The sequence below is a fragment of the Pararhizobium sp. LjRoot235 genome (genome assembly GCF_964254145.1).
In the GTDB taxonomy this organism is placed as follows: Bacteria; Pseudomonadota; Alphaproteobacteria; order Rhizobiales; family Rhizobiaceae; genus Pararhizobium.
In genome coordinates, this window is sequence record NZ_CAXUSP020000001.1 from 3783513 (window position 1) to 3801374 (window position 17862).

Genomic DNA, 17862 nt, shown 5'->3' on the forward strand with positions numbered 1-17862 from the left:
TGCCCGCTTGATCCGACTATTCGACCCGGGCGAAAAAGCCGCTCCAGGCCGGCAGCGTGATCTTTTCGTCACCCAGATGTGATCTGAAACCGTGGCCTTCGAGCACGTCGAGCTTTTCAATCGGCCGATCGATCGCAGTTGCCTCGCCGCTCATGTTGAACAGGCACAGGATCGTCTCGTTGCCGAATTTGCGCTCGAAACCGAGCACCGGCGCCTCATAGGGCCGGAACTCTATCTCGCCCTTGGCGAAGGCCGGATGCAGCTTGCGGAAGGCAAGGAAGCGCCGGTAGTGATTGAGCACCGAGCGCTGATCCGCCTGCTGGACCGAGACCGCGCGGGCCAGATGCTCCTGCGGCATCGGCAACCACGGCTTGCCGTCGCTGAAACCACCATTGACGGCGCTGTCGTCCCAGACCATCGGCGTGCGGCAACCGTCGCGACCCTTGAAATCCGGCCAGAACTGGATGCCGTAGGGATCCTGCAGATTCTCGAAAGCAAGGTCTGCCTCAGTCAGGCCGAGTTCCTCGCCCTGATAGATGCAGACAGAGCCGCGCAGCGTCATCAACAGGCTGGCGAGGAATTTCGCATGCGCCTCGTGGTCGGCGATATCGAGCCCCCAGCGACTGATGTGACGCACCACGTCGTGATTGGAAAACGCCCAGCAGGCCCAACCTTCCGGCGCCGCCTTCGCAAAATCATGCAGCACCTGCGCTACGCCTGCCGGCGTCAGCGGATCGGGCGCCAGGAATTCGAAGGCGTAGCACATGTGCATCTTGTCGCCGCCGGAGGTGTACTGCCCGGCGATCTCAAGGCCGATCTGGCTGTCACCGACCTCGCCGACGGCGGCGATCGCCGGGTACTCGTCCATCACGGCGCGAAAGCGCTTCAGGAACTCCAGATTCTCCGGCTGGTTCTTGTCATAGAGATGTTCCTGATAATTATACGGATTGACTGCCGGCGCCGTGTTGGCATTGCGGCGTTCCGGCGCCAGCGCCGGGTTATCGCGTAGCTCCTTGTCGTGGAAGTAGAAATTGATCGTATCCAGCCGGAAGCCATCAACGCCGCGTTCCAGCCAGAAACGCTCGACGGCAAGCAACGCGTCCTGGACCTCCGGATTGTGCAGGTTGAGGTCCGGCTGCGAGGTCAGGAAGTTGTGCATGTAGTATTGCAGCCGCGTCGGGTCCCATGCCCAGGCCGAGCCACCGAAGATCGACATCCAATTGTTCGGCGGCGTACCGTCGGGCTTGGAATCCGACCAGACATACCAATCCGCTTTCGGATTGAAGCGGCTGGAGCGGCTTTCAACGAACCAGGGGTGCTGGTCCGAGGTATGCGAGAGCACGAGATCGATCATCACCCGGATGCCGAGGCGGTGCGCCTCGGCGATCAGGTCGTCGAAATCGGCAAGCAGACCGAAGATCGGATCGACGCCGTTGTAGTTCGAGACGTCGTAACCGAAATCCTTCATCGGCGAGGTGAAGAACGGTGAGATCCAGATGGCTTCGACGCCGAGCGAAGCGACATGCGGCAGGCGGGCGGTGATGCCCTTCAGGTCGCCGATGCCGTCGCCATTGGAATCCTGGTAGGAGCGCGGATAGATCTGGTAGATCACCGCGCCGCGCCACCAGTCACGATCGGCCGTTAGAATGGAACCACCCGCCTGGGTCATGCTCATGTTCATTTCAGTCCAATTCCCATTTTTGAAAGGTCAGCCGCCCTTGACCGAGCCCGCCAGCAGCCCGCGCACGAGATAACGCTGCAGGCTGAAGAAGACGATCAGTGGAACGATGATGGTGATGAAGGCGGAAGCCGTCAGGATTTCCCAGTTACCGCCGCGCGAGCCAAGCAGATTGACCAGGCGCCCGGTCAGGACGAGCGAGTCGTTACCCGTGCCGAGAAAGACCATGGCGACCAGCAGGTCGTTCCAGGTCCAGAGGAACTGGAAGATGGCAAAGGAGGCAAGCGCCGGGAAGGAGAGCGGCAGGATGATCTTGATGAAGATATCGAAGTCACTGGCGCCATCGACGCGGGCGGATTCCATGATTTCACGCGGCAGCCCGGCCATATAGTTGCGCAAGAGATAGATGGCGAGCGGCAGGCCGAAGCCCATATGCGCCAGCCAGATGCCGACATAAGTCTTGGCCGGAACGCCCAGGAATGCACCGACGCCGTTGTAGAGCTTCAGAAGCGGGATCAGCGACATCTGCAGCGGCACAACCAGAAGGCCGACCACGACGGCGATCAGGATCGCCCGGCCGGGAAACTTCATCCAGGCCAGCGCATAGGCGGCAAACGCGGCGACCAGGATAGGGATGATCGTCGAGGGTATGGCCACCGTCAGCGAATTGATGAAGGAGGCTCCGATGCCTTCGGCTCGCAGGACTTCAAAATAATTGTCGAAGGTGAAGCGCGGTGGAACGGCTGCGGTATAGAAGATGCGCTGGCCGCGCGTGCCTTCCATCGCCTTGTCGGAGGCGATTTCAAACGTACCGTCAGCCTGTACGGTCAGCTTTTCGCCATCGCCGAGATCGGCCGTCTGCCCCGGCTGGAATGCCGCCGGTTCGCGGCTGTTGAAGCCGAACGCCGAGACCTGACCGGTCGACTGGCCTTCGAGCAGATTGCCGGAAATGACAAACTTCCCGTCCTTCTCCACCTGTTTGTCGGCGCCGGGTGCGCGGTAGACGAGGCTCTGTGTCGAGGTGGAAAGAGCGGTCCACCAGCCGGAGACGGCGAGCTGGTCCTTGTCGCGAAGCGACGAGATGAGCAGACCGGCGGTCGGCAGCGTCCAGAGCAGAACCAGCAAAAGAACCGAGAGATGAACGAGCCAGATAAGTGGCGAGCGGGAAGAAGCAATCATCTCAGCGGCCCTCCATTTCCTTGGCAGCGTTGCGGATGTTCCAGATCATGATCGGCACCACCAGCACCATGATCACGACGGCAATCGCAGCACCTCGCCCGAAGTCGCCGCCACCCCGGAACATCCAGTCGAACATCAGGTTGGCGAGGACCTGGCTTTGCCACTGCCCGTTGGTCATGGCGAGAACGATATCGAAGACCTTGAGCACTAGGATGGTGATGGTGGTCCAGACGACGGCGATCGTGCCCCAGATCTGCGGAATCATGATCTTGAAGAAGATCTGCAGGCCATTGGCACCGTCGATGACGGCAGCCTCGATCGTTTCTTCCGGAATACCGCGCAGCGCGGCCGAGAGAATGACCATGGCGAAACCGGTCTGGATCCAGATCAGGATCACCATCAGGAAGAAATTGTTCCAGAAGGGCAGCGTCATCCATGCTTCCGGCGATCCGCCGAAAGCAACCACGAGCGCGTTCAGAAGACCGATCTGCTCGGAACCCTCCGGGCGGAAATCATAGATGAACTTCCAGATGACCGAGGCGCCGACAAAGGAGATCGCCATCGGCATGAAGATCAGCGTCTTGGCGATATTGCCCCACCAGATGCGATCGGTCAGCGCCGCGATGATCAGGCCGAAGAAGGTGGCCGCTGCCGGAACGACGAGCAACCAGAGGAAATTGTTATAGATCGACTGGTGGAATTCGCCATCATTCATCATCCAGTGAAAGTTACTCAAGCCGACGAAGTTCTGCCCGGACTTGCCGTGGAAGCTCAGCCAGACGGATTCGATCACGGGGTAGATCAGGTAAATCGTCAGCGACGCCATTGCCGGCCCGAGGAAGAGCCAGGGGCGGATGGTGTTGGTGATGCGCAGGTTGCGCGACGCAACCTTGCCGGCCAGACCTTTCGACGGAAAAATCCGGTCAAGAATCCAGTTCGCCCCGTAAAAATAGCCGACGCAGGCGAGAACTCCCGCGGTCATCGTCGTGACGGCAAAAAGCAATTGTTGCATGGCAACTTCCCTCCCCAGGAATACATGGCCGTCGGCGCGGCCTGTCCACCCGTGTCGCTCGATACCAGCATCGCCGGGATCCCGCGACAGGCTGAACGGTCAGCTGCCCGGCGATGATTGTGGCATCACACGCCCGGCAGGCCGCGTCCGTTCACAGACGCCCTTTCGACATCCGCTCTTCCCGATACCGGATCGAAGCAGAATCTCGGGCCTTCCAGTCTTTTTTGATTGTGGTGCCGGAACAGATCCCGGCACCGTTTTGTTGGCGGGTCGGCAGGCTGGCGGGCCACCCTGCCAAAATGCTTCGGTCTTACTTGATCGCGTCCCAGGCCTTCTGGACGTCGGCTGCGACATCAGCCGACGACTTGCCGCCGACATAGTCGACCATCCCGGTCCAGAATGCGCCCGCACCGATCTTGCCCGGCATCAGATCGGAACCATCGAAGCGGAAGGTCGTGGCGTTGAGCAGGATTTCGCCCTGCTTCTTCATCGGACCGTTGGCATAGGTATCCTTGTTGACACCCTTGAACGGGGTCAGGAAGCTCGATTGCGCCATCCAGACTTCATGCGCGATCGGCGTCTTCAGGAACTCGATGAAAGCGCGCGACGCCGGCGTGTCCTTGGTGATCATGGCGAGCGTGCCGGCACCCAGAACAGGGTTGCCGAGTTCGGCCTTGCCTGCGTAGGGCGGCATATAGAAGAAGTCCGCATCCTCGCCGACAACCGTGCCTTCCGGGAAGAAGGACGGGATGAACGACGCCTGATGGTGCAGGTAGCACTTCGGCGGGGACGAGAAGAGGCCCTTCGGGCTATCGCGGAAGTCGGTGGAGGCAACGGCTGCGGCACCGCCATCGACATTCTTGTCGTTCTTGGCAAACCAGCCGAATTCATCGATCGCGCCGGTTACGGCCGCATCGGTGAAAGGAATGGCGTTGGTGGTCCACTTGTCGTAGACGTCGGCCGGCTGCGTGCGCAACATCATGTCTTCGACCCAGTCGGTTGCCGGCCAGCCGGTAGCACCACCGGAGCCGAGACCGATGCACCAGGGCGTGCCGCCGTCAGCAACGATCTTCTCGGTCAGCGCCTTCAGCTCTTCCATGGTCTTCGGAACTTCATAGCCCGAATCCTCGAAGTTTTCCGGCACGTACCAGACGAGCGACTTCACGTCGATCTTGTAGGGAAACCCGTAGAGTTCCTTCTTGCCGTCCTTGCCGGCATAGGTCGACAGATCGACCCAGGACTGGCCGGCAGCGTAGTTGTCGAGAAGCCACTTCTGGGTCTCTTCGCCGAGCGGCGTCAGATAGCCCTTCGAAGCGAGATCGGCGATAAGGCCCGGCTGCGGCAGCACGGCGACATCCGGCGGGCTGCCGGCCTGCGTATCGATGACGATCTGCTGCTCGTAGTTTTCCGAGGACGAGTATTTCACGTCCACGCCGGTCGCCTCGCGGAAATAATCAAGCACCGACTCGACCAGCGCCTGGTCTTCGCCGCGCCAGGGGCCGAAGATCGTCAGCGTCTGCCCCTTGAGGTCGTGACCCTTCTTGAATTCTTCGTAGCTCCCCCAGTTGAATTTTGAATCTTCGCCCGGCTTGAATTTCAGCTCAGCTGCATTTGCGGCACCCGCCACAAGAGCAATCGCTGCCACTCCCATCAAGAATGTTCTCTTCACGTCATTTCCTCCCAAGAAAGACCCAGCCCATTTGACGCCGGGCGGACATCATTGCGCCCAAAATTCAAAGCGCTTTGAGATTGCTAACAAATCATTTCGACTAGGAAGAAGTCAAGGCCTTTCCCGTAAATGGCGAAGAAAGGCCAAATTTATGCACTGCAGCGAACATTTGCAGTGCAATGAAGCGGATTTTTCTGGTTGATTGCCGCCACCGATGATACAAAATCCGCTGCGCGCTGTGGATGGGAAGTGAGAACCAAATTGAAATCAAAGCGCTTTGGGAGGACGCGCTGGTCATGAATGTGAATTTGAAACAGCTCGCAGAAATGCTCGGCCTGTCGCAAACGACGGTCAGCCGGGCGCTCAACGGATATCCGGAAGTCAACGCCGAAACACGCCAGCGGGTCTTGAGAGCCGTGCGCGAAACAGGATACAGGCCGAACCGCGCTGCCCAGAGGCTGGCAACCGGCCGGGCCGGCTCTATCGGCCTCGTCATGCCGATCGCACAAGGTATCGACTCCGACGTCCATTTCGGCGAGTTCCTGGCCGGACTCGGCGAGGAATCCGTCAGGCATGATTTTCATTTCGTCATCAATCCGAGCGCCCCCGACGACGAGGAGGCAACCTTCAAGCGGTTGGCCGCCAGCGGCAATGTCGATGCTCTGTTCCTCGCCTATGTGCGCGCCAATGATCCGCGCATCGCCATGCTGAAATCGCTGTCGATCCCCTTCGTCGTCCATGGGCGGGCGATTGGGCAACCGGCCGACTACCCCTTCCTCGACATCGACAACACGGCGGCCTTCCATGACGCGACGCGGCTTTTGATCCAGCTCGGGCACCGGCGGATCGCACTGATCAACGGCCCGGCCAATCTGACGTTCTCGATCCGCCGCAAGAAAGGCATGCAGCGCGCACTGGAGGAAAACGGCCTCTCATTTGACGAGAGCCTGTCGCAGCATTCGCTGATGACGGATGAATATGGCCACCGGGCGATGCAGCTGTTTCTCGAACGCGAAGAGCCGCCGACCGCCGTTCTGTGTTCCAGTACCGTGATCGCGCTCGGCGCCGTCAGGGCCATCAACAAGGCCGGACTTCAAATCGGCACCGATATCTCGCTGATCGCCCATGACGACGTGTTGCCGATGCTGAAACCGGAAAATTTCAGCGTTCCGTTGACGACCACGCGCTCGTCGCTCAGGGCAGCCGGCTCGCGCATCGCAACCCGGCTGATTTCCCGCATTCTGAAGACCGGGGACTATCCGGAACAGGAACTCTGGCGGGCGGAACTGATCGTCAGAGCCTCGACCGGCCCTGCCACGAAACGGTGAAAGGCCGACACGTCAGAATTTCGGCGCCTTCTTGCCGGCCTTGCGGTAGGCCGCAATGACCGTATTGGCCATCAGCATGGCGATGGTCATCGGACCGACGCCACCCGGAACCGGGGTGATGACCTCGGCAACTTCAGCGCACTCCGCGAAGGCGACATCACCGACCAGGCGGAACTTTCCCTCGCCCCTTTCGGGCGCGGCGATGCGATTGATGCCGACATCGATGACGGTCGCCCCGGGCTTCACCCAGTCGGCCTTGACCATTTGCGGGCGTCCGACGGCGGCAACGAGGATATCGGCGCCACGGCAGACGCCAGGCAGATCCTTTGTGCGCGAATGCGCAACCGTCACCGTCGCATTGGCCGCAAGCAGCAACTGCGCCATCGGCTTGCCGAACAGGTTGGAGCGGCCGATGACAACAGCATTCAGCCCGGAAAGATCCTCGCCATGCGTGCGCCTGACAAACACCATGGCACCGGCCGGCGTGCAGGACACGAGACCGCCATCGAGATCACCGGTCGCGACCTTTCCTGCATTGACCACATGCAGGCCGTCGACGTCCTTTTCCGGCAGGATGGACTGGATGATGGAGTCGGAATTGAGGTGCTTAGGCAGCGGAAGCTGCACGAGAATGCCGTGCAGGCTCTCGTCCTTGTTCAAAGTCTGAACCAGCGCCGCAAGCTCTTCCTGCGTCGTTTCCTCAGACAGCGTATGCTGCACCGAGGTGAAACCACATTCCTTCGCCATCCTGCTCTTGGCGGAAACATAGGCATGGCTTGCCGGATCGTTGCCGACGATGACGACGGCCAGACCGGTCTTGACGCCGGTCTCGTCCTGCAGCGCCTGCGACGCGGTTTTCACGGCGTCGATTACCGAAGCTGCAACTTGCTTGCCATCAATCACGGTCGTCACGGCATTCTCCCAGATTTTCGCTTGTTCCGTTTCACTCTAGTTTCGGTGAAAAATATGAGTGGCCTCAATGCGTCCTATGCTGTCCAGATTAGATAAATTCAAGCCCGATCGGGCGGCCGCGGTGCCGAAACACGACCGGCTTGCGATTTTCTATCATTGTTGCAGAATGAAGCTGAAGACCGCTCGCCATGAGCCGATCCGTTTTACAAAGTACAACAGTCGACTAACGCTGTTCGCCGGCACGCGATCTCGCATAGCGCTCGACACGGGCGCGCAGCGCGCGCAAATCCTCTTGGAACTGCGCCATGTTGCCGCTACCCCGATCCTGCTGATGCAGACAATCGCTGAGAATAGACGGCGCTGTGTCCTGGCGCGCGGGGAAGGCTGAGAGCGCAGCCGCCGAGGCAGCCGCATGATGCACCGACGCCATCCTCGCCCGGTGTTCCGCCAGCAGGGGCAAGTCTTCAAAGTCTTCCGAGGATCCCTGGCCGTCCGGATGATGATCATCCTTCCGGGGTGGATCGCGCTGCGGATAGGGGCTCGCCGGTTGATTCGACCGCTGGAACAGATCCCTCAGGCTCCGGTAGGCGCCGAGCGCGATACCCAGTCCGACGCCTGCCATGAACCCTGCAATCAAGCCGCCGATCGCGATCAGCTTGCGTGACGGGCCCTTGGCCTGCAGCGGCGGTTCCGCAGTAGAGATCACGCGGATATTCTTCGAGGTCAGCTTTTCCTCCTGGCCGGTTTCGCTTGCCCGCTTCAGGAAGGATTCGTAGATGGTTCTGGTCGCATTCGCCTTGCGCTGCAGTTCGCGCAATTCGATGAAGCCGGTAGACGAATTGACCTGTTGCGCCTTGCGAACCGCCAATTGCTGGACGAGATCCTTCTCCGTGCGGATCACGCGCTGCAGTTCGGTCTGCGCGGTTGCCTCGATGCGACGGAGCTCGTTGCCGATTTCCGAACGCGCAACCTCGAGCGACTGAACAGCGGCCAACCGCTGGGGATGGCGCGGCCCAAGGCTTGCGTCCAGCGCGCCGAGCTGCGCGCGCGCCGTCGAATACTGCTTGCGCAATTCCTGCAGGGTAACCGAACTCAACTCCTCCGGAAACGCGCCGGTAAGCACGTCGTTGAGCCGGGTCTTGGTGGCAACATCCGCCTTGGCTCTGGCCTCGGCTATCCGGTTGCGCACGGCGGCAACCTGATCGTTGAGAGCAAGAAGCTGCTTGTCGGAAATCAACTTGCCGTCAGCGTCGACGATGTCATGGTCGGCCTTGTATTTTTCGACGGCATTTTCGGCAGTGTCCAGTTCCTTGCGCAGCTCGGCCAGCCGGCTGTCGAGCGCAGCCGTCGTCTGCTGGAAGAAGCCGGATTGGGCGGCCTGCTCTTCCGCGAGGAATGTGGAGACAAGTCGGTTGACGATCAGCGCCGATTTTCCCGGATCGCGGGTCTGCACTTCGACGGTGACGATGAAGGTCTTCGGATCGCGCGACACGCTCACGGCCTCGCTCAATTTTTCGAGCGCGCGCGGATTGACGCCCGATGCCGGCGCCGGCTTTCCCTTGCCCGGAGAAACGATCTCGCGGACGACGTCGATCCCTGCCGCCAGACCGCCCGTGCTGGCAGCTTTTCCACCGAATTCCAGATCGCGGTCGAGACCGAGGTCAATGGCGACTTTTTCGAGAACCGTGCGCGATCGCAGCACTTCGAGCTGGCTATCAACCAGGGCGAGAATGGCCTCGGTCGCAAGGCTTTCCTTGGACAGATCCGAATCCGTCAGCCGCACCTCGCGCGGATCGATGTAGAGCTTGCTCTCCGAGACATAGACGCTGGGGGTCGACATGGCGAGCAGCACGCCACTTACGGCACCGGCGACCGTCAACGCCACGACAACCTTGCGAAGCTGCCAGACGGATTGCAGGATCGTGGCAAGATCGATCAGCGGCCGATCCGGTCCCTCCGGTGTCACTCTGAAGGAGGAAGACACCGCCGGCGAGGAATAGGCGGCAGCAATGGTCTGCGCCTCCGGTTCTCGTGCCGGCTCCAATTTTCCGCTGCCACGCCTGAACCAGCCGGCAAGGAAACTGCGGGGCTGCTTGGGCTCGTATACGGTCTCGTGGTGCGCGGGCCGCTGGCTTTTGCGGGCCTGTGCCGTTTGCGGTTCGACCTCCGGGCTGCCCAGCCGGCTCAACAGGGCAGCGGCGCCATGCACAGGTGCGCGACGTTTCGCAGCGGAGGATGATTGCGAACGGCGCGACGCCTCCGCCCCGCTTGACGAAACGTCAAGCGGGGCGCGGCGAACCACAGGGCGTTTATTGTCATCCGGATCGAACATCAAGGCCTGCAAGCGCCCGCGATCGGGCAAAAGGAAATTGTGAGCGGAGCTTAGGTTTTTATGGAAAACAAACCGTTAACACCCGGCCGCCGGCGCACCGTGAATGCTTCGAACCCACCGCTTCAAACTGCTCATTAAGCTTTAGCGGCTAGAAACGGGACAGCACATCTGGACCCCGCCCGTGATCGATTTCGCCAAGACCCTCTATGCGCGCCACAGCGGCGTGATCCACGCCTATCTCTCCATGACGGGCGGGTCGGCCGGCCGCCTCGTGCTGTCGCTGGTCTATTTCATCTGCGTCGCCAACGGGCTTTCGATTGCCGAGTTCGGCTTGTTCGCAACGGCGTCCGCCGCCGGCATCATGATCTCGCGGGTGCTCGCCTTCGGCTTCATGTCACCACTCTACCGCGTCGCCACCGTCAAGCCCTTGCTGGTCGGCACCTATACCGCCGGGTTTATGGCCGGGGCGCTGCTGTCGCTACCGCTGCTCGCAATTCTTTGCCTCGCCATCTACTATCCCGTCTTCGGGCGTGACATGGCGCTTCCCGTCTTCCTCGCCCTCATGGCCGCCGAAATCATCTGCTGGCGGGGGCTGGAGGTCGTGGCCATCGTGCTCAATGGGCTCGGGCGCTTCGGCCGTGCCGCGCTGCTGGTGGTCATCGGCACGGGCATCCGCACTGTCGCAGCGCTCGGCTTTTCATTCTCGCATTGGGCATCGCTCGAAACTTGGTCGCTGTTTTACCTTGCGGCCAACGGGCTCGCGCTGTTGATCGCCATCATCTGGTTCTTTCCCAAGGTGCGGCTGCGCTGGCGAACGGAACTCTATATTCGCCGCTGGGGGGATTCCGTCTCGGTCGCAGGCGCCGAGGTGCTGTTCTACATCCAATCGGAATTCGACAAGATCGCCGTACTTGCCATCGGCGGCCCTCAGGTTTCAGGGATCTACGCGATCATCATGCGGCTTGCCGACCTGACGGCGTTGCCCGTTCGTTCGTTCAACATACTGCTGGTGCAAAAGATCATGCGCACGCCCGGCACGATCTCATCCTGGCGGACGCGACTGACGATCGAAGCTCTGGTCGCTGCGGTGTCCTTCCTGGCGATAGCGGCGATGGCCCTCTATCTCTGGATTTTTCCAAGCGGACTTGGAAACAACGTCGCGGAGGCGGCACCCTATCTGATGGCGGTGCTTCTGGTGCCCTCGTTCCGCAATCTGGTCGAGTATCACTCGGAACTGCTCTATGCGACGGGCCGCACGGTGCGCCGGATGTTCAACCTTGTGATTGCAGGCGTGGTGAAGGTCGCCCTGCTCGCCGCAGTCTTTACTGCCAGCACCGATGCCTCCTATTGGGCGCCCCTGCTCAACGGCGTATATCTGGCGCTCTATGGTGCGTCTTTCGTGCTCGCTTATAGCGCGCTGAGCCGCGAAGCGGCCCGGGTGATCTGAGGAAGATCAGGCCGCGCGTTCGAGAACGATGTTGCGGATGTCGGCGAGATCGTGCCCGACGAAGGATTGCACGCCAATACCGATGTGATGCGGCGACATATCGGCGAGGAAATGCCTAAGGCCACTGATGTCGCGTGCATAGCTGTCGCCGAACCAGAGGACGTGGCAGAGCCCATCGGATGACGCCACATGCCCCTCGCCCTTCAATACTTCGTCTACAAAACGGCCGTAAATCATGCATTCCGAAAACTGCCGTGAGCGGACGATCGCACGGATCCAGTCGCGCCCATGCAGCGTCTCTATGTGATCGAGCAGTAACTGGCAGCTATCGGTGCGCCAGGCGATCAACGTGTTGATATGATCGTTGGCGGGCAAGCTGAAGGGGCCGATGCCGAGCAGCCTGTCGGAATGGGCAAGCCATTCGAGATGGTTGGAGCGTATACGCTCGCCGATCGCCCCGTCCTTGCGGTAAAGCGTCAAACGGTCTCGCTGCCAGAGGTTTGCAGGATCGAAGTCACGCAGGAAAACCACATCGGAATCGACTGCGAACATCGTCTCTTCCTTGATGTGACGGCACAGTGCCAATCGGCGCAACTGCTGCACATGCCAGCCGCGCAAGGGAAGGCTGTAAGGACTGATCCAGAGCTTGCGGCGGCCAGCCGACATCGGATCCGGCACGGCACGCAGCCACCAGGGCAAAAGATCACTCTCGCTGATGACCTGACGGCGAGAGCCTTCCAACCGGCGAAACAGGGCAACGTCAAACGGGGCAACAAGCAGGTAATGAACCCAATCGCCCTTCAGCCGCATATCCATGCTTTCGCACAGCAGGCGGCAACGCTCGAAATCATTGGCATATGAGGCCGTCACGACAGCGGTGCGCATCATGGTATCCGTCAGAACGATCGAGATCCGGCACGGTGCCCGCTGACGGGCAAAGCCTTCGCGCCCCCTCCCAGCTTGTGGCGGACAATGTAATACATAAACAGCGGATTTCCCAAGAGGTAGCGGCGCCACAGGCGCTTCGGCTCGTGAACCAGCCGGTGCAGCCATTCCAGCCGCAACCGTCGGACGCTCGCTGAGGCGCGCGGCACTTCGTCCGCCATGAAATCAAAGAGTGCGCCGACACTGATCACCAGCCGCGCATGGCCAGGACCAACGTGGCGGTCGATCCATTTCTCCTGCTTCGGGCTCCCCATAGCGATCAACAGGATGTCCGGCTGGAGTTCGCGAACCCTCGCCATCGCTTCGTCCGATTGTGCCACGTCCAAAAAGCCGTCGGAGACGGGGATGAACTCGTGCCACGGCGAATGCTTTAGGAAATTCTCCGCGGCGCGCTTGAGGATTTCCGGGCGGGCACCGATCATCGCAACGCGTCTCGGCGTCGTCATATAGGTCATCAGCGCCGGCACGAAATCGGTACCGTTCAGATTGGCCGGAAAGATCTTCCCGTGGAACAGCCAGGAAGCGATATCGACGCCGTGACCGTCGGGCAGGACGATGTGGCGTTCGAGAGCGGCCCGGTACTCCGGATCGCGCATCATCAGATTGGCATTGTTGGCGTTGAGGAACGAAATCACCGTCTGCCCGATCGGCAGCGACGCGATCTCGTCAGCGAAGGCGAAGGCATCTGCCCAGCCGAAGTCGCAGACCGGCATGTCGAGAATCACCCGTTGCGATGCAATGATCGATGTGCCCGGGGAGACATTCATTATGATTTTCCTCCCTCGTGCACGGCAAACCCATGAGACGCAGTGCCGGATTTCTTTTTCATTGGTGGCGCCGCTTGCTCTTTGGAGAGACGCCGAGCGGGCTCTGTCACGGGCTTTACCAACCCGGCAAGACCCCGTTCGAGCGTTGCGAGCAACCTGGCTTTCTGCGCCCGGTGGAAGGTTGCGCCCGACAGGCGCTGGCGATTGCCGGCCCGGACCTGCGCGACCTTCCCGGTCAGCAACTGCGCGAATTCGACCGGCTCATCGGCGATTGAACAATTGGCAGGAATCTCGCCAATGCCGCGCAGGGAGGCGCGCGTGGCGACGCTCGGCATGCCCAGTTCGAAGGTCTCGATGGTTTTCAGCTGGACGCCCGTGCCGCCGCGGCTGATCAACGGAATAACGGCGCCCGTTTCGACAAAGGCACGGGCATCCGGCACCCGGCCAAGGAAACGCAGACCGGGATGGGAAACCGCGGGCACATCCGGTATCTGACCGGCAATGCCGATGGACATATCGGCAGGCAGAAGCGGCATGACCTCGGAGAGAAACCAGTCGAGCCCGATGCGGTTTGGTTTCCAGCTCCACGTGCCGATCAGGGCCAGGTCGTATTCCGGCAGCCTTTCCACACCGCTTTCCGGCAGTTCCCAACCCGTCACCAATGGCAGGACGGCGGCGCGGTCCGAGACCGCGTGGCCGAAACCGAAACGGTCTGCCTCGGCGAACGTCCAGATCGCCGAAGCGGTCTGTGTGAGCTGCCGCTCGACCTGTTCAAGGAGACGTGCCTCACGCCTGAACAGAAACCGTTCCAGCAATCCGGATGCCGATGCTGCGTTTTCAAGCGCGGAGTCGGCTTCGACGTTATGGGCGACGTAGATCGTCGGGTGTTTCTGGAACACGGCGGAGAATGCGCCCGGCAGCTGCACGGAATTGAGGATGATTGCGTCGAACGGCTGCAGGCCCTGCAACAGCGTTTCGACATGCCGGCGACCGGCCTTCAGCATCTTGGCCGAAGACAGGGTCGTGCGGTTGAGGACAGCCGTTGCCAGCCAGCGAAGTTTCGTTGCGGCACCAACCTTCGCGTTGGCAACTTCAAGCTCGCCCAGAAGATACGTCTCGCCATCCGCCGCGACGCTTTGGCCCGGCTGCAGATAGCCAATCACGCTCACCCGGTGGCCCAGTGCGCAAAGGCCGTCGAGTACGGCGCGATTGGCAATATCGAACCCCGATGAAGGGTTCTCCACCGGCACCAGAGAGGAAACCAAAACCAGATGCATGCTGCCACACGAGACTTGAGAACAACTGCCCAAACTGTAGCAACGCGGCGTGAAATGACCTTTAAATCATTCATTCAAAAGCGAATTTGGAAATTCAGTATCTGTTTAGGAAGATTTGCTTTAGTGTTTGTCAAAGCTTTGCCTTCAACAGGTTCCGATCATGACCCCGCCTGCCCCGGATGTGACTGTGTTCTGCCAAACGACGGTCGATGCGGCGGAGAGCGTCGAGTTCGTCGTCACCCTGCCGACATTTCGACGGCCCGAACATCTGCTAAAAACCCTGAAAACCGTGATTTCACAGGAGCCTGGCAGCCCCTTTGCGATCGTGGTGATGGAGAATGAGGCGGACGGCCTTGAAGGGGCCGATGCGGCAAAAGCATTTTTTGCCGCCCATCGGATCAACGCCCTGGTGGTGATCGCGCATCAGCGCGGAAATTGTCACGCCTACAATGCCGGCTGGTCGATGGCGCTCGCCACCTACACCAATCTGCGCGCGATCGCCGTCATTGATGACGACGAGATTGCGGCACCCGATTGGCTCGATAGTCTCATATCGGTACACAGACAGACCCAAGCAGACCTCGTGGGCGGACCACAACTGCCCGATTTCGAAGACCAGGGGCGTAACGATCAGAAGCGCCACCCTGTCTTCCTGCCCCACTACGAGACGACCGGCCCAGTCCCGATCCTCTACTCCTCCGGAAACGTACTGATCACGCGGCCCGTGCTCGACGCCATGCCGCGGCCGTTCCTCGACCCGGTGTTCAATTTCATTGGCGGAGGAGACAGCGACTTTTACCGCCGCTGCAAGGAAAAGGGCTTCACATTCGCCTGGGCGGCGGAGGCCTGGGTGGCCGAGACGATCCCGGCGCGGCGAACGGAAATGTCCTGGATCAGGGCACGAAGCCTGAGGAATGGCGCGATTTCGGCGCTGCTCGAACATCGCGCGGCGCCGGGGTTTGCCGGCCGGATGAAGACCATTGCCAAATCGCTGATGCTGCTTGCTGCCTCGCCCTTTCGCGGTATTTCCCTATGGCGATCAACCAAGCTGCCGTCGGCCGGGCTTTATCATTTTTACGTGGCGTGCGGCCGGCTGATGATGGAATTCGGCCTGGTCAACGAACAGTATCGCAATCCGGAGAAAAACTGAAACCGGCGCCGTTCCGCCTCAACGGGCGGCGGCCGCGGCGCGCCTTTCGGCCTCCGGGATTTCATCGTGAGCCGTTTCTCCGTTCTTGTCGACAATCGCCACAGGCTGTTGCTGCGGCTGGCTTGCACCCTTGGCAATTCGGGCGACATCCGCCTTCGACAGATATTCCAGCTGCTCGACAAGCACCTCGAATATCACTTCGTCGCGCATGTCTTCATTCAACCCTTCCTTCACGGCGGTCTTGAACTGGGCAAGGTCGAAACTGTTGCTGTCGGCAACGTTGACCAGCTTTTGACCGACGAGAATCTCAAAAAGCGCGTTCGTCACCGTCTCTTTGAGAGGCACGTCCAGGTGCTTGATCTTGTTTTTGTCGACGGCGAAGGACAGTTTCGTCAGGAAATAGCCCTGTACCGCACCATCGGTGATCACCGGTACCGTAATAAGCTCACCGGGGACATATTGCTGCAATGCGCGGCGGTCCGCCTCCGCATCCGATTCCACCGGTGCCGAAGCATGCTGGATCGAGAAATAGACCGATCCGAGCGTCACCGCGCAGACCCAGACACCGGTGAAAACAAGCTTCAGCATCAAAAATCGCCATACCTGAACTGATGCTCGGAATAGATGCCGTCCGCATCCGCTTCCTGCACGGCGGTCTTGAGGATTTCCACCACCGACCGGCAGGCTTCCATGTGCGCCTTCACCTTCTGCGAGTTTGCCATCAGCTTGGACCTGATATGCCGGGTCTGGGAAACGAAGGATGGCGAAATCTCGCTCGGCGAAGCGTCGCGATGCAGCATCGTCAGTTCATACAGGCAGCGGCTCTTGCGCGCGTTCGATGCCTTCAGGTCGAAGCTCGGATCGAGCCCGATCCGGCTGTTCTCGTTATCGAGGATCATTTCCAGGCGTCCCAGGACGTTCTGGATACGCACGTCACTCGATGCTGCAACTTCCATCATTTCGCTCCCGTTGGCGCTTGCATCACGCGGGTCCTGTGGCCGTCGTGATGCTCTGCGCGAAACTCATGTGTCGGGCCGGCCCGGGCAATCCGCCGGAACAGCCTCAGGCCTGTCTGTTCTTGCCGCCGGTTTCCATGAAATCGGCGACGGCTTTGCGCTCATATTCCTGCACCATGCTGAGCGCGACGTTGCTGTCGTTACCATCGAGCGATGCGTTCACGCGATCCGGACCTTCCGAACCGACGATCCGGTCGGTGACCATGCTCTGCGCGATGCCGACGCCGTCGCCCTGCGCCATCACGTTGCCGATCTGCTCGGCCATCATGCTCTTCCACATGTCTCCGGAGATGCCCTTGCCGTAAACTTCTTCGCTTTCAGCGGGCAACATCGATTTCACGAAGTTCTGCAGGACCATGGCTTCGAACTTGCGGTAGCTTTCCGGAATCTTCTTGGCCTCGGCGCGATTGTTGATGTCGCCAAGGCTGTTGGACGGACTGTCCTGGTTCAGGACCGCAACCGTATTGGCAAAGCCGGTTCCGTTTTCAGCAAGGCTTGTCGCTTGGAAAGCGGCGCGATTGGCCTTTAGCCGCGCTTGCGCCTCCTGCACTTCGGCCGGATCTGCGGCGCGCACGACATCCAACACCAGGTCGCTTGGAGGAGAAATGGCCATGCGGTGTCCTCTCGGTCACGGAGCACAACCGGCGCGATCTTCGCGCCAGCGATAACTCCATAATTTCAGCAGTTTAAACAAGCGGTGCGGACGCTGAGACGGCCGATCCTGAAGCCGCACTATGACCGGCCAACCTTACCGGAAGCTGGTGGCTTGGCCATCACGTGCTGATCGACGAGATCGTAGATGGCATTGTCGGCCTCGGTGCGATCTTCGAGAACGCGCGCTTCCTTCATGTTTTCCTCCAGCCGGTCGCCCTTTGCCCGCTCCTTGAGGACGCGGGTTTCGTGGACCTGCTGGATACCAAGGAGCATCTGGTCCTTCTGGGCAAGGCGGCCGAGTTGCGAAGCATAATGCCCGGAGAACATCGCATGCAGCGGACTTGCCGATCCCATGGCGTCGGCGACGACATCGATGGTTTCGGCAAGGTCGCGGCGCTGTCTCGCCGTTTCCGCAAGCTCGCTTTCCGCCATCTGCTCGAGATGCCGCTGCACGGCAACGAGGCGCTTCAGTTTTTCCGAGCGGCTTTTCACCGTG

The 17862-nt window shown here is 60.5% G+C and carries 16 protein-coding genes; 3 read left to right on the plus strand and 13 right to left on the minus strand.

Features of this window, described 5'->3' with window-relative positions; translation table 11 throughout:
* Positions 1-16: 16 nt before the first annotated feature.
* The 4 genes from bglA to ACSQ2Z_RS18600 form a co-directional block, all read right to left on the minus strand.
* Positions 17-1669, minus strand: coding sequence for a beta-galactosidase BglA (bglA, locus tag ACSQ2Z_RS18585; RefSeq protein WP_436083122.1), 1653 nt, complete (start codon positions 1667-1669; stop codon positions 17-19).
* Between the two features lie 39 nt (positions 1670-1708).
* Positions 1709-2857 (minus strand): carbohydrate ABC transporter permease, encoded by a 1149-nt coding sequence (locus tag ACSQ2Z_RS18590; RefSeq protein ID WP_436082562.1) that lies wholly within the window; start codon positions 2855-2857, stop codon positions 1709-1711.
* Between the two features lies 1 nt (position 2858).
* Positions 2859-3869 carry a carbohydrate ABC transporter permease gene (locus tag ACSQ2Z_RS18595; RefSeq protein ID WP_436082563.1) on the minus strand — a complete coding sequence of 337 codons (1011 nt, stop codon included), beginning with the start codon at positions 3867-3869 and terminating at the stop codon, positions 2859-2861.
* A gap of 310 nt (positions 3870-4179) precedes the next feature.
* The gene (locus ACSQ2Z_RS18600; protein WP_436082564.1) at positions 4180-5538 is read right to left on the minus strand and encodes an ABC transporter substrate-binding protein; all 1359 of its coding nucleotides are present in this window, start codon (positions 5536-5538) and stop codon (positions 4180-4182) included.
* A 296-nt stretch (positions 5539-5834) separates the two neighbouring features.
* Between ACSQ2Z_RS18600 and ACSQ2Z_RS18605 the strand changes: the two genes are divergently transcribed.
* Positions 5835-6866, plus strand: a complete 1032-nt coding sequence (locus ACSQ2Z_RS18605; protein ID WP_436082565.1) for a substrate-binding domain-containing protein — start codon at positions 5835-5837, stop codon at positions 6864-6866.
* A gap of 12 nt (positions 6867-6878) precedes the next feature.
* Here the strand turns inward: ACSQ2Z_RS18605 and folD are convergent, their stop codons facing one another.
* Both folD and ACSQ2Z_RS18615 read right to left on the minus strand, forming a co-directional pair.
* Positions 6879-7778 (minus strand): bifunctional methylenetetrahydrofolate dehydrogenase/methenyltetrahydrofolate cyclohydrolase FolD, encoded by a 900-nt coding sequence (gene folD / locus ACSQ2Z_RS18610; protein WP_436082566.1) that lies wholly within the window; start codon positions 7776-7778, stop codon positions 6879-6881.
* Positions 7779-8001: 223 nt separating this feature from the next.
* Complete coding sequence (locus tag ACSQ2Z_RS18615) at positions 8002-10110, minus strand: GumC family protein (protein WP_436082567.1); 2109 nt, start codon at positions 10108-10110, stop codon at positions 8002-8004.
* Positions 10111-10291: 181 nt separating this feature from the next.
* Here ACSQ2Z_RS18615 and ACSQ2Z_RS18620 point away from each other — a divergent pair, with 181 nt between their 5' ends.
* On the plus strand, positions 10292-11557 hold the full coding sequence (locus tag ACSQ2Z_RS18620) for a lipopolysaccharide biosynthesis protein (RefSeq protein WP_436082568.1): 1266 nt from the start codon (positions 10292-10294) through the stop codon (positions 11555-11557).
* A gap of 6 nt (positions 11558-11563) precedes the next feature.
* Here ACSQ2Z_RS18620 and ACSQ2Z_RS18625 read toward each other — a convergent pair whose 3' ends face one another.
* The 3 genes from ACSQ2Z_RS18625 to ACSQ2Z_RS18635 are packed head-to-tail and all read right to left on the minus strand — an operon-like array spanning position 11564 to position 14546.
* Positions 11564-12442 carry a DUF6492 family protein gene (locus ACSQ2Z_RS18625; protein ID WP_436082569.1) on the minus strand — a complete coding sequence of 293 codons (879 nt, stop codon included), beginning with the start codon at positions 12440-12442 and terminating at the stop codon, positions 11564-11566.
* 11 nt (positions 12443-12453) lie between these two features.
* Positions 12454-13269, minus strand: a complete 816-nt coding sequence (locus ACSQ2Z_RS18630; RefSeq protein ID WP_436082570.1) for a WecB/TagA/CpsF family glycosyltransferase — start codon at positions 13267-13269, stop codon at positions 12454-12456.
* Positions 13269-14546, minus strand: coding sequence for a glycosyltransferase (locus tag ACSQ2Z_RS18635; RefSeq protein WP_436082571.1), 1278 nt, complete (start codon positions 14544-14546; stop codon positions 13269-13271). Before ACSQ2Z_RS18635 ends, ACSQ2Z_RS18630 begins: the two co-directional genes overlap by 1 nt.
* A 160-nt stretch (positions 14547-14706) precedes the next feature.
* On the opposite strand from ACSQ2Z_RS18635, the gene ACSQ2Z_RS18640 reads away from it, so the two are divergent.
* The gene (locus ACSQ2Z_RS18640) at positions 14707-15696 is read left to right on the plus strand and encodes a glycosyltransferase family 2 protein (protein ID WP_436082572.1); all 990 of its coding nucleotides are present in this window, start codon (positions 14707-14709) and stop codon (positions 15694-15696) included.
* 18 nt (positions 15697-15714) lie between these two features.
* Here the strand turns inward: ACSQ2Z_RS18640 and ACSQ2Z_RS18645 are convergent, their stop codons facing one another.
* The 4 genes from ACSQ2Z_RS18645 to ACSQ2Z_RS18660 form a co-directional block, all read right to left on the minus strand.
* A complete protein-coding gene (locus ACSQ2Z_RS18645) occupies positions 15715-16284 on the minus strand; it encodes a hypothetical protein (RefSeq protein WP_436082573.1) in 570 nt (189 codons plus the stop codon).
* Positions 16284-16652: a hypothetical protein gene (locus ACSQ2Z_RS18650; protein WP_436082574.1), complete on the minus strand. Its 369-nt coding sequence runs from the start codon at positions 16650-16652 to the stop codon at positions 16284-16286. The genes ACSQ2Z_RS18645 and ACSQ2Z_RS18650 overlap by 1 nt, the downstream gene beginning before the upstream one ends.
* A 106-nt stretch (positions 16653-16758) precedes the next feature.
* Positions 16759-17325 (minus strand): rod-binding protein, encoded by a 567-nt coding sequence (locus tag ACSQ2Z_RS18655; protein WP_436082575.1) that lies wholly within the window; start codon positions 17323-17325, stop codon positions 16759-16761.
* A 119-nt stretch (positions 17326-17444) separates the two neighbouring features.
* Entirely contained in the window at positions 17445-17858 is a 414-nt protein-coding gene (locus ACSQ2Z_RS18660; protein ID WP_436082576.1) for a hypothetical protein, read from the minus strand.
* Positions 17859-17862: the final 4 nt, after the last annotated feature.